We start from the raw sequence: 11,721 nt of genomic DNA, 5'->3' as shown, positions 1-11,721 counted from the left end.
CATGCAGCGCAACCCGCATCTGATCCTGATCGGCCTGTCGATACTGCTGTGGCTGGGCGCCCAGAACTGGCGCCGCCGCAAGCTGAAGCGCGCGGTGCGCGACCTGCCCACGCGGATGCAGCGCCTGCTTGGCCCCGAGCCGTCCTTTGATCCGCCATCCGAACCGCCCGAGGCGCTGGCCCCGTATGCCACGCTGCATGCCAGCACCCGCCGGGTCGAATGGGTGGTCCGCGGGCTGGCTCTTCTTTGGCTTGCCTATGTCCTCTACCTCGAGCTGAAAGGCCTCTCGTCATGACCGTCAAGCACCTCTTCGAGAGCATGGACTACGGCCCCGCCCCCGAGGCGGCGGGCGATGCGCTGGCCTGGATCACCGACCAGGGCGCGCGCTTTGGCCATTTAATCGACGGGGCGTTTGCCGCGCCGGGCCAGACCTTCGAGACCCGCAATCCTGCCACAGGCGAGGTGCTGGCCGAGATCACCCAAGGCACACCCGAGGACGTGACCGCCGCCGTCGCTGCCGCCCGCCGCGCGCAGCCCAAGTGGGACAAACTGGGCGGCAAGGGGCGGGCGCGCTTCCTCTATGCGCTGGCGCGGCTGGTGCAGAAGCACTCACGTCTTCTTGCGGTGCTGGAAACGATGGACAGTGGCAAGCCTATCCGCGAGGCGCGCGACATCGATATCCCGCTGGTCGCCCGCCACTTCTACCACCACGCCGGCATGGCCCAGCTGATGGAGGCCGAATTGCCCGGCCGCACGGCTCTGGGCGTCTGCGGGCAGGTCATCCCGTGGAACTTTCCGCTGCTCATGCTGGCGTGGAAAGTCGCGCCGGCGCTGGCCATGGGCAATACCGTGGTGCTGAAACCCGCCGAATGGACGCCGCTGACCGCGCTCTGTTTCGCCGATCTCTGCCAGCAGGCGGGCCTGCCCAAGGGTGTCGTCAACATTGTCACCGGCGATAGTGCGACCGGGGCCGCCGTGGTGGCGGCAGAGGTCGACAAGGTCGCTTTCACCGGCTCCACCGATGTGGGCCGCAAGATCCGCGAGGCGACGGCAGGGCGCGGCATCGCGCTGACGCTCGAGCTGGGTGGCAAGTCTCCGTATATCGTGTTCGAGGATGCCGATCTCGACTCGGCGGTCGAAGGGCTGGTCGATGCGATCTGGTTCAACGGCGGGCAGGTCTGCTGTGCTGGCTCGCGCCTGCTGGTGCAGGAGGGGGTGGCCGAGACATTCCACAACCGTCTGCGCGCCCGGATGGACAAGCTGCGGGTTGGCGACCCGCTGGACAAGTCGATCGACGTGGGCGCCATCGTCGATCCTGTCCAGAAGGAACGCATCGCCGCGCTGGTCGATGCCTCGGGCGGCTGGGTCTATCGCGCGGCATGCGAGGTGCCCGCGGGCTGCTATTACCCTCCGACACTGATCGCGGGCCTCTCGCCCGCCGATCCGTTGATGCAGGAGGAAATCTTTGGCCCGGTGCTGGTGTCCTCGACCTTCCGCACGCCGGACGAGGCTGTGCAGATGGCCAACAACACGCGCTACGGCCTCGCCGCCAGCGTCTGGAGTGAGAACATCAACACCGCGCTCGACGTGGCGCCGAAACTGGTGGCGGGTGTGGTCTGGGTGAACGGCTCGAACATGTTCGACGCTGCCGCGCCCTTTGGTGGTGTGCGTGAGTCGGGTTTTGGCCGCGAAGGTGGCTGGGAAGGGCTTTCGGCCTACACCAAGCCGGCGGGCAAACGGGGCGCCATGGCAAAGCCCGTGGCGCCCTTCGACGGGGCCGAGGCCGAACCTCAGCCAGTGGACCGCACCGCGAAACTCTACATCGGCGGCAAGCAGGCGCGCCCTGACGGAGGCTACGCCCAGAACATCTACGACAAGCGCGGCAAGCTGATCGGGCAGGCGCCCATCGCCAACCGCAAGGACGTGCGCAACGCGGTCGAGGCGGCGCGCGGCGCATCCGGCTGGGCGGGGGCAAGCGCGCATAACCGCGCGCAGGTGCTTTATTACATCGGCGAAAACCTGGCCGCGCGGGCCGAGGAATTCGCCGCGGGCATCGACCGGCTGACCGGGGGCAAGGGCGGCAAGGCCGAAGTCGCGGCCTGTGTCGACCGGTTCTTCACCTATGCCGGCTGGGCGGACAAGTTCGACGGCCGCGTGGCGCAGGCACCGATTCGCGGCCTTGCCGTGGCGCTGCGCGAGCCTTGTGGCGTGATCGGCGCGCTGTGCCCGGACGAGATGCCCTTGCTGGGGCTGGTGTCGTTGGTCGCGCCGGCCATCGCGCTGGGCAACCGGGTGGTGGCGGTGGCCTCGGAACCGTTCCCGCTGGCGGCGACGGATTTCACCTCGGTGCTGGAAACGTCTGATGTGCCCGGCGGGGTGGTCAATATCCTGACTGGCCCGCAGGTGGACCTCGCCCCTGTGCTGGCGGCGCATCTGGACGTGGACGCGGTCTGGAGCTTTTCACCCCGCGTGGATGCCGCAAAGGTGGAGCGCGCCTCGGCCGGGAACCTGAAACGGACCTGGATCCAGACCACGGCGCGCGACTGGCAAGGTGCGGCGGGCGAGGGGCGCGCGTTCCTCGAGGCCGCGACCGAGGTCAAGACGGTCTGGGTTCCCTACGGCGCCTAGCGGTAGGGAAGCAGCGCCTGAGCCCCGGAAACAGAAGAGGAGAAGACACCATGGCCCTGCCCGATTTCATCAATGCGCTGCCGGGCGTCGCGCTGCCGATCTCCGAGGACAAGGTTTCGGCCCGGGCAATCCGTTCGGACCGGGGCCTGGCGGTGTTCTTCACCATCCACGAGGATCTGGAATTGCCGCTTCACAGCCATGGCGACCAGTGGGGCACCGTTCTGGAAGGCGAAATGACCCTGACCATCGGCGGTGAGACGAAGGTCTATCGCCCCGGCGACTCCTATTTCATTCCCGCCGGCGTCGAACATGGCGCGAAACTGCCCGCGGGCGCGGTCATCCTCGACGTCTTCGCCGAGGCAGACCGGTATCCCTTGCGCGATTGACGCGGGCTGCCCGGCGGCGTATCGCCGCCACGTCCCGCGCCGGATCATTGAGAAATACGCCCCGCGATGCTATCTTTATTCCACGCCCGGTGCCGGGGCGAGGGATCGGCACGCGCTGAAAAGGAGGACGACGTCCTGTCATCGACGGCTCATGCGGCACAAGCCGCGCATTCCAGCGGACCGCTTTCCGGTCCGGTTTCCTCTCGAGTGACGAGCGAGACGCTGCTGTCCGCCATCCTCGAGTGCCTCTCCGACATGAAGGCCGAGGACATCGTGCAGATCGACCTGCGCGGCAAATCCTCTGTCTGCGATTACATGGTGATCTGCTCGGGGCGGTCCTCGCGGCAGGTCGCGGCGATCGCCGAGCGGGTCGAAGAGGTGCTCAAGCAGGATCACGGGACGCTGTCCCGGACCGAGGGCAAGGAAACCGGCGACTGGGTCCTGATCGACGCGGGGGACGTGGTGGTTCACGTGTTCCGCCCCGAAGTGCGCGACTTTTACCAGCTGGAAAAGATGTGGCAGCCTGTGGGGGCCTCCGGCAAGCCCGGGGCCTGACATGCGCCTGCATCTTTGCGTCGTGGGCCGCCTTCGGGCGGGGCCTGAACGCGCGCTGATCGATGACTACCTGATGCGATTCGACCGGACAGGCCGGGCGGTGGGCCTGGGCCCGGCGCAGGTCCACGAGGTTGACGACCGCAAGGGCGGCGGCATGGCGGCCGAGGCGGCGCTGTTGCGACGCGCGCTGCCCGAAAACGCCCCTTTTTGCGCGATGGACGAACGCGGGCGCGTCCTGACCTCGCCCGAGTTCGCCGACTGGCTGGCACGGATGCGCGACGACGGGGTGCAGGATCTGGGGTTCGTCATTGGCGGGGCGGACGGGATCGAACCGGCCCTGCGAGACGATTCTCGCATGACGCTGTCCTTTGGCGCGATGGTCTGGCCGCACATGCTAGCGCGGGTCATGCTGGCCGAACAGCTGTATCGGGCCGCCACGATCCTCGCGGGATCGCCCTATCACAGGGTGTAAGGGGGCGCTGCCCCCGTCGCCTTCGGCGACTCCCCCGGAGTTTATCGGGCAAGATGAAGGGTCACGAATACGCGATGCCCAGCAGGATGACGCCGAGAATCACCCGGTAGATCACGTAGGGCGTGAAGCTGACCGAATTGATGAGGCGCATCATCAGCCAGAGCGCGCCGAGCGCCGCGGCGAACGCGAAGAACGCGGCGATGCCTGCGTCGCGCGCGAGGCCGGGGGTGACGTTGCCCACCACGTCGAGTGCGAGGATGCCGCCGGAGGCCAGGATCGTGGGGATCGACATCAGCATCGACAGCCGCGCCGCGTCGTGGCGTTCATAGCCAAGGGTGCGCGCCGCGGTGATGCAGATGCCCGAGCGCGAGGTGCCGGGGATCAGCGCGACCGCCTGCCAGAAGCCCATGACCAGGGCGTGTTTCAGGCTCCAGTCGCTGGCGGTGCGTGTCTCGGGTCCGGTCTTGTCGGCCCAGTACAGGACGACGCCGAAGATCAGCATCGTCCAGCCGATCACCGCGGTCGAGCGCATGGCGTCGTCCCAGCCGGTGAGTTTCAGGACAAGGCCCGCGATGATGACAGGCACGGTCGCGATGGCGAGGCAGAGCGCGAGGAAAGCGCCGGGCGTGTCCACCCGACCGCGCAGGAGTCGGCCGGTGCCGGCCAGCGCCAGCCCCACGTCGCGGCGGAAATAGAGGATCACGGCGCAGAGCGTGCCGAGGTGCACGGCGATGTCCAGCGCCTGGCCCTGATCGGCCATGCCGGTCAGGCTGGGCAGGAGAATCAGGTGACCCGATGACGAGATCGGCAGGAATTCCGTCACGCCCTGGACCAGGGCAAGCATCAGAAGATAGGTGAGCGTCATGGCCGGGCCTGTTTGCTGCGCTGCCTTTGGCCTATCATGTCTGGGATTCCAAGGGGAAGGATGCATTTAGGTATCAAATCGGACCCAATTTTGCGGCATTGCAGCGAAGTTTCTCTCGCGAGGGTCAAGAAATCCAACATATAGGTCAGTAGTTCTGACTTTTATTCGGTTTCAGCTTCCCGTAATAGGGCGTTTCAAGGACTCTCAGGAGGGATGGACTCCATGGCAAAGCAGCCGATGCTGAAATTCGTGACCACCGAGCGCGAGATGCCGGTCAAGCGGGAGGCCGACTTGCGCCGGACGGATTTCGACGAGATCTATGCCGAGTATGCCCTTGCCAAGGCCGAAGAGCAGGCAAGCCGGTGCAGCCAGTGCGGTGTGCCCTATTGTCAGAGCCATTGTCCGCTGCACAACAACATCCCCGACTGGCTGCGCCTGACCGCAATGGACCGGCTGGAAGAGGCCTATGAAATCAGCCAGGCCACCAATACCTTCCCTGAGATCTGCGGCCGCATCTGCCCGCAGGACCGTCTGTGCGAAGGCAATTGCGTGATCGAACAGTCCGGCCACGGCACTGTCACCATCGGCGCGGTCGAGAAGTTCATCACCGACACCGCCTGGGAAAAGGGCTGGGTCAAGCCGGCCGCGCCGGCGCGCGAGCGCGCGGAAAGCGTGGGCATCATCGGCGCCGGCCCAGGGGGCCTCGCGGCGGCAGACATGCTGCGCAGGGCGGGCGTTCAGGTCACGGTCTATGACCGGTATGACCGTGCGGGCGGCCTGCTGACCTACGGCATTCCCGGCTTCAAGCTGGAGAAGGACGTGGTCATGCGCCGGATCGAGCAGTTGGAGCAGGGCGGTGTGCGCCTTGTGATGAGCTGCGCAGTGGGCGTGGACATGAGCTTTGAGGATATCCGCGCCCAGCACGACGCGGTCATCATCGCCACCGGTGTCTACAAGAGCCGTGACCTGGGCGGGCCAGGCGCCGGGGCGCAGGGCATCGTCAAGGCGATCGACTATCTGACCGCCTCGAACCGGGCGGCCAATTTCGGCGACAGCGTGCCGGAATTCGAAAGCGGCGAGTTGAACGCCAAGGGCAAGCGCGTGGTCGTGATCGGCGGTGGCGACACGGCGATGGATTGCGTGCGCACGGCGATCCGGCAGGGCGCCGAGAGCGTGAAGTGCCTCTATCGCCGCGACCGGGCCAACATGCCGGGGTCGCAGCGTGAGGTCGCCAATGCCGAGGAAGAAGGCGTTCAGTTCGAGTGGCTGACCGCGCCTAAGGGTTTCAAGGGCGAGCCTGTGAGTGCCGTCGTCGTGCAGAAGATGCGCCTGGGCGCGCCGGATGCCACGGGCCGCCAGTCGCCCGAGTTGATCGAGGGCTCGGATTACGACGAGCCCGCCGACCTGGTCATCAAGGCGCTGGGCTTCGAGCCCGAGGCGCTGCCGACGCTCTGGGGCTGCCCGGAACTGGAAGTGACCCGCTGGGGCACGATCAAGGCCGAGTTCACCACCGGCAAGACCGCGCTGCCGGGCGTCTACGCGATCGGCGACATCGTGCGGGGCGCCAGCCTCGTGGTGTGGGCGATCCGCGATGGGCGCGACTGCGCCGAGTCCATCTTGGGCGAATTCGCCGCCCGGTCCGCGGTGGCGGCCGAGTGATGACGGCAGAGCGGACCGGCGGCTGCCTGTGCGGCGCGGTGCGCTTTGCCGCGCGGGATGTGCCCGGGAAATGCGGCGTCTGCCATTGCGAGATGTGCCGCCGTTGGACCGGCTCGGCGCTGATCGGGGTCACGGTGCCGACAGGCAGCGTCACCTTCAGCGGCGACGGTCTGCGGGTGATCCAGTCGAGCGGCTGGGCCGAGCGCGGGTTCTGCGGGGAATGCGGCTCGGGGATCTATTTCCGGGTCACCCGGGAAGGGGAATGGTTCGGAAATACCGAGCTGCCCATCGGGATCTTCGACGACGCGAACGGGTTCGAGATCACGAACGAGATCTACATCGACCACAAGCCTGACAGCTTTTCCTACGAGGGGATGCAGGGGCGGCGGTTGTTGACTCGGGCCGAGTGTGTCGAGAAGTTTTCGGCTCTCGAAGGCGGCGGGCCGGAGGACTGACGGAGAATGCGGGACCGGGGGCCAGCCCCCGGACCCCCGGAGTTTGAGGGCAAGATGAAGAGGGGGCCGTGTGCCTCGCTTCGGACGGTCCGGAGAGGATGACCGCCCCTGGGGCGGGTTTGCATGGAGGATGCCATGACCAAGTATGATGCCGAATGGGCCGCGCGCGAGGAAACCAAGCGCAAGTGGATGGCGGAGAACGGGCTGTATTCCGAGGCGGAAGAGCATTCCTCCTGCGGTGTCGGGCTTGTCGTGTCCGTCGATGGCAAACCCTCGCGCAAGGTGGTCGAGAACGGGATCCAGGCGCTGAAGGCGGTCTGGCACCGGGGCGCGGTGGATGCCGACGGCAAGACCGGCGACGGTGCGGGCATCCATGTGCAGATCCCCGTGGCCTTCTTCTATGACCAGATCACGCGCACCGGCCACACGCCGCGCAAGGACCAGCTGATGGCCGTGGGCCAGGTGTTCCTGCCGCGCACCAATTTCGGCGCGCAGGAGACCTGCCGGACCATCGTCGAGACCGAAGTGCTGCGCATGGGCCACTACATCTACGGCTGGCGGCACGTGCCGGTCGATGTGACCTGCCTCGGCGAAAAGGCCAACGCCACCCGCCCCGAGATCGAGCAGATCCTGATCGCCAACGCCAAGGGCGTCGACGAGGAGACCTTCGAGCGCGAGCTTTATGTCATCCGCCGCCGGATCGAGAAGGCCGCGGGCGCGGCCGGGATCAACGGGCTGTATATCGCGTCGCTGTCCTGCCGCAGCATCATCTACAAGGGCATGATGCTGGCCGAACAGGTGGCCGAGTTCTATCCCGACCTCCAGGACCCGCGCTTTGAATCCGCGTTTGCGATCTATCACCAGCGTTATTCGACCAACACCTTCCCACAATGGTGGCTGGCGCAGCCCTTCCGCATGTTGGCCCATAACGGCGAGATCAACACGCTGAAGGGCAACCTGAACTGGATGAAGAGCCACGAGATCCGCATGGCTTCGGCCACGTTCGGGGACATGGCGGGCGACATCAAGCCGATCGTGCCGAACGGGTCGTCGGATTCGGCGGCGCTGGATGCGGTGTTCGAGGTGCTGGTGCGCGCCGGGCGCAATGCGCCGATGGCCAAGACCATGCTGGTGCCGGAATCCTGGTCCAAGCAGGCGGTTGAACTGCCGCAGTCCTGGCGTGACATGTATTCCTACTGCAACTCGGTGATGGAGCCCTGGGACGGTCCCGCCGCCCTGGCCATGACCGATGGCCGCTGGGTCTGCGGCGGCCTCGACCGCAACGGCCTGCGCCCGATGCGCTATGTCGTGACGGGCGACAACCTGCTGATCGCGGGCTCCGAGGCGGGCATGGTTCCCACCGACGAGGCCACGGTGCGCGAGAAGGGCGCGCTCGGGCCGGGCCAGATGATCGCCGTCGACATGAAGGACGGCAAGCTCTACCACGATACCGAGATCAAGAACCGCCTCGCCGCGGCGCAGCCTTTCGGCGAGTGGGTGGGCAAGATCAACGACCTGGACGACGCGCTGGCCAAGGTGACCGAAAAGCCGGTCTTCGACGGTGCCGAGCTGCGCCGCCGCCAGATTGCCGCCGGCTACACGATCGAGGAACTGGAACAGGTCCTGGCCCCGATGGCCGAGGATGCCAAGGAAGTCGTGGCCTCGATGGGCGACGACACACCGTCCGCCGTGCTGTCGAAGAAGTATCGACCGCTGTCGCATTACTTCCGCCAGAACTTCAGCCAGGTGACGAACCCGCCGATCGACTCGCTTCGGGAATACCGGGTGATGAGCCTCAAGACCCGGTTCGGCAACCTCAAGAACGTGCTGGACGAGGACAGCAGCCAGACCGAGATCCTCGTGCTGGAAAGCCCCTTTGTCGGCAACGCGCAGTTCACCGAGTTGAAGAAGCACTTCAACGCGCCCTCGATCGAGATCGACTGCACCTTTGCCGCGGGCGGCAAGCCAAATGCGCTGCGTGATGCACTCAGCCGCATCCGGGCCGAGGCCGAGGATGCCGTGCGCTCTGGCACCGGTCACATCATCCTGACCGACGAGCATTGCAGCCCCGACAAGGTGGCGATGCCGATGATCCTGGCCACCAGCGCCGTGCACAGCCACCTGACGCGCAAGGGGCTGCGGACCTTCACCTCGCTCAACGTCCGCTCGGCGGAATGCATCGACCCGCATTACTTTGCCGTGCTGATCGGCGCTGGTGCGACGGTGGTCAACGCCTACCTGGCCGAGGACAGCCTGGCCGACCGCATCAAACGTGGCTTGCTGGATGGCACGCTGACCGAAAACGTCGCCCGCTATCGCGAGGCGATCGACCAGGGCCTGCTGAAGATCATGTCCAAGATGGGCATCTCGGTCCTGTCGTCCTATCGCGGCGGCCTGAACTTCGAGGCGGTGGGCCTGAGCCGCGCCATGTGCGCGGAGTATTTCCCCGGCATGATCTCGCGGATCAGCGGCATCGGCCTGAACGGCCTGCAGCGCAAGGCCGAGCAGGTGCACGAACTGGGCTTTGTCTCGGGACAGGACGTGCTGCCCATCGGCGGCTTCTACAAGTTGCGCAAGTCGGGCGAGACCCATGCCTGGGGCGCGCAGACGATGCACCTGCTGCAGGCGGCCTGCGACAAGTCCAGCTATGAGCTGTGGAAGACCTATTCCAAGGCGATGCAGGCCAACCCGCCGATTCACCTGCGCGACCTGCTGGCGATCAAGCCGCTGGGCGAGGCGATCCCGCTGGAGCAGGTGGAATCGATCACCTCGATCCGCAAGCGATTTGTCACGCCGGGGATGTCTCTGGGCGCGCTGTCGCCCGAGGCGCACAAGACGCTGAACGTCGCGATGAACCGCATCGGCGCCAAGTCCGACTCGGGTGAGGGCGGCGAGGATCCGGCGCATTTCGTGCCGGAACCCAACGGCGACAACCCGTCGGCCAAGATCAAGCAGGTGGCGAGCGGCCGCTTCGGCGTGACCGCCGAATATCTGAACCATTGCGAAGAGCTTGAGATCAAGGTCGCGCAGGGCGCCAAGCCCGGAGAGGGCGGCCAGCTGCCCGGCATGAAGGTGACCAAGCTGATCGCGCGGCTGCGCCACTCGACCGAGGGCGTGACGCTGATCAGCCCGCCGCCGCATCACGACATCTATTCGATCGAGGACCTCGCGCAGCTGATCTACGACCTCAAGCAGATCAACCCGCGCGCCAAGGTGACGGTCAAGCTGGTGGCCTCCAGCGGCGTCGGCACCATCGCGGCCGGCGTGGCCAAGGCGAAGGCGGACATCATCCTGATCTCGGGTCACAACGGTGGCACGGGCGCCAGCCCCGCGACCTCGATCAAGTATGCCGGCCTTCCGTGGGAGATGGGCCTGACCGAGGCGCACCAGGTTCTCGCGATGAACAACCTGCGCGACCGCGTGACGCTGCGGACCGACGGCGGGCTGCGCACCGGGCGCGACATCGTCATGGCCGCGATGCTGGGGGCCGAGGAATACGGCATCGGCACCGCCGCGCTGATCGCGATGGGTTGCATCATGGTGCGCCAGTGCCAGTCGAACACCTGTCCGGTGGGCGTCTGCACGCAGGACGAATCCCTGCGCGCCAAGTTCACCGGCAATGCCGACAAGGTGGTGAACCTGATCACCTTCTACGCGCAGGAAGTGCGGGAAATCCTCGCCTCCATCGGCGCGCGCAGCCTGGAAGAGGTGATCGGCCGCGCCGACCTGCTGAGCCAGGTCAGCCGGGGCTCGGAACATCTGGACGATCTCGACCTCAACCCGCTGCTGATCCGCGTGGATGGGTCCGAGGACATCGTCTATGACCGCTCCAAGCCGCGCAACGTGGTGCCCGACACGCTGGACGCCGAGATCGTGCGGGATGCCGCGCGCTTCCTGGAAGATGGCGAGAAGATGCAGCTGTCCTACGCGGTGATGAACACGCACCGCACCGTGGGCACGCGGGTTTCCAGCCACATCGTGCGCAAGTTCGGCATGCGCAACGCGCTGCAACCCGACCATCTGCACGTCAAGCTGACCGGCAGCGCCGGCCAGTCGCTGGGCGCCTTCGCCGCGCCGGGGCTGAAGCTGGAAGTGTCCGGCGATGCCAACGACTATGTCGGCAAGGGCCTGTCGGGTGGCCTGATCGTCGTGCGCCCGCCGCAGGTGAGCCCGCTTGCCGCGTCGGAGAACACGATCATCGGCAACACCGTGCTTTATGGCGCGACCGACGGGCACCTGTTTGCCGCGGGCAAGGCGGGCGAGCGGTTTGCCGTGCGCAATTCGGGCGCCAAGGTGGTTGTCGAGGGCTGCGGCAGCAACGGCTGCGAATACATGACCGGCGGGGTCGCCGTGATCCTCGGACCGATCGGCGCGAACTTTGGCGCCGGGATGACCGGGGGCATGGCCTATCTCTACGATCCCGAGGGGCTTGCCGCCGATATGCTGAACCCCGAAAGCATCGTGACCTGCCCGGTCGCCGTGACCGAGTGGGAAGCCCAGCTCAAGGGGCTGATCCAGCGCCATGCCGACGAGACGCGCAGCCGCAAGGCCAGCGACATCCTCCAGCACTGGGAGACCGAAAAGGCGAACTTCGTCCAGGTCTGCCCGAAGGAAATGCTGAACAAGATCCCCTATCCGCTGGGGATCGAGGATCGCCGCGTTCCGGCTGAGTGATCGCCAAGACCAACCCCTTCGCGCCAA

Annotated in this window: 9 protein-coding genes; 8 read left to right on the top strand and 1 reads right to left on the bottom strand. The window is 66.4% G+C overall.

Annotation, left to right across the window (positions count from 1 at the left end):
• Nucleotide 1: 1 nt before the first annotated feature.
• The 5 genes from KB874_RS20275 to rlmH all read left to right on the top strand — a co-directional run bounded on the left by KB874_RS20275 (nucleotide 2) and on the right by rlmH (nucleotide 4,041).
• Nucleotides 2-295, top strand: coding sequence for a hypothetical protein (locus KB874_RS20275; protein ID WP_212538391.1), 294 nt, complete (start codon nucleotides 2-4; stop codon nucleotides 293-295).
• Nucleotides 292-2,628 carry an aldehyde dehydrogenase family protein gene (locus tag KB874_RS20270; protein ID WP_212538390.1) on the top strand — a complete coding sequence of 779 codons (2,337 nt, stop codon included), beginning with the start codon at nucleotides 292-294 and terminating at the stop codon, nucleotides 2,626-2,628. Before KB874_RS20275 ends, KB874_RS20270 begins: the two co-directional genes overlap by 4 nt.
• Before the next feature lie 50 nt (nucleotides 2,629-2,678).
• Nucleotides 2,679-3,014: a cupin domain-containing protein gene (locus KB874_RS20265; RefSeq protein ID WP_212538389.1), complete on the top strand. Its 336-nt coding sequence runs from the start codon at nucleotides 2,679-2,681 to the stop codon at nucleotides 3,012-3,014.
• A gap of 66 nt (nucleotides 3,015-3,080) precedes the next feature.
• Nucleotides 3,081-3,569 (top strand): ribosome silencing factor, encoded by a 489-nt coding sequence (gene rsfS, locus KB874_RS23405; protein ID WP_212538388.1) that lies wholly within the window; start codon nucleotides 3,081-3,083, stop codon nucleotides 3,567-3,569.
• A 1-nt stretch (nucleotide 3,570) separates the two neighbouring features.
• Nucleotides 3,571-4,041 (top strand): 23S rRNA (pseudouridine(1915)-N(3))-methyltransferase RlmH, encoded by a 471-nt coding sequence (rlmH, locus tag KB874_RS20255; protein WP_212538387.1) that lies wholly within the window; start codon nucleotides 3,571-3,573, stop codon nucleotides 4,039-4,041.
• Nucleotides 4,042-4,102: 61 nt separating this feature from the next.
• Here the strand turns inward: rlmH and KB874_RS20250 are convergent, their stop codons facing one another.
• Nucleotides 4,103-4,906: an undecaprenyl-diphosphate phosphatase gene (locus tag KB874_RS20250; protein ID WP_212538386.1), complete on the bottom strand. Its 804-nt coding sequence runs from the start codon at nucleotides 4,904-4,906 to the stop codon at nucleotides 4,103-4,105.
• Nucleotides 4,907-5,128: 222 nt separating this feature from the next.
• On the opposite strand from KB874_RS20250, the gene KB874_RS20245 reads away from it, so the two are divergent.
• From KB874_RS20245 to gltB, 3 genes are all read left to right on the top strand, one after another.
• A complete protein-coding gene (locus KB874_RS20245; protein WP_212538385.1) occupies nucleotides 5,129-6,565 on the top strand; it encodes an NAD(P)-dependent oxidoreductase in 1,437 nt (478 codons plus the stop codon).
• Nucleotides 6,565-7,020: a GFA family protein gene (locus tag KB874_RS20240; RefSeq protein ID WP_249200679.1), complete on the top strand. Its 456-nt coding sequence runs from the start codon at nucleotides 6,565-6,567 to the stop codon at nucleotides 7,018-7,020. Before KB874_RS20245 ends, KB874_RS20240 begins: the two co-directional genes overlap by 1 nt.
• Nucleotides 7,021-7,155: 135 nt before the next feature.
• Nucleotides 7,156-11,694 carry a glutamate synthase large subunit gene (gene gltB, locus KB874_RS20235; RefSeq protein ID WP_212538384.1) on the top strand — a complete coding sequence of 1,513 codons (4,539 nt, stop codon included), beginning with the start codon at nucleotides 7,156-7,158 and terminating at the stop codon, nucleotides 11,692-11,694.
• Nucleotides 11,695-11,721 lie beyond the last annotated feature (27 nt).

Origin of the sequence: Thetidibacter halocola, from assembly GCF_018224955.1 — a bacterium.
Taxonomy (GTDB): Bacteria; Pseudomonadota; Alphaproteobacteria; order Rhodobacterales; family Rhodobacteraceae; genus Thetidibacter; species Thetidibacter halocola.
This window is presented reverse-complemented; position numbering and strand designations above follow the sequence as displayed.

Excerpts from the sequence above, each read along its gene's own strand:
- KB874_RS20275 (WP_212538391.1), top strand. The coding sequence starts at position 2 with ATGCAGCGCAACCCGCATCTGATCCTGATCGGCCTGTCGATACTGCTG.
- KB874_RS20250 (WP_212538386.1), bottom strand. The coding sequence starts at position 4,906 with ATGACGCTCACCTATCTTCTGATGCTTGCCCTGGTCCAGGGCGTGACG.
- rsfS (WP_212538388.1), top strand. The coding sequence starts at position 3,081 with ATGCTATCTTTATTCCACGCCCGGTGCCGGGGCGAGGGATCGGCACGC.
- gltB (WP_212538384.1), top strand. The coding sequence starts at position 7,156 with ATGACCAAGTATGATGCCGAATGGGCCGCGCGCGAGGAAACCAAGCGC.
- KB874_RS20265 (WP_212538389.1), top strand. The coding sequence starts at position 2,679 with ATGGCCCTGCCCGATTTCATCAATGCGCTGCCGGGCGTCGCGCTGCCG.
- KB874_RS20245 (WP_212538385.1), top strand. The coding sequence starts at position 5,129 with ATGGCAAAGCAGCCGATGCTGAAATTCGTGACCACCGAGCGCGAGATG.
- KB874_RS20240 (WP_249200679.1), top strand. The coding sequence starts at position 6,565 with ATGACGGCAGAGCGGACCGGCGGCTGCCTGTGCGGCGCGGTGCGCTTT.
- rlmH (WP_212538387.1), top strand. The coding sequence starts at position 3,571 with ATGCGCCTGCATCTTTGCGTCGTGGGCCGCCTTCGGGCGGGGCCTGAA.
- KB874_RS20270 (WP_212538390.1), top strand. The coding sequence starts at position 292 with ATGACCGTCAAGCACCTCTTCGAGAGCATGGACTACGGCCCCGCCCCC.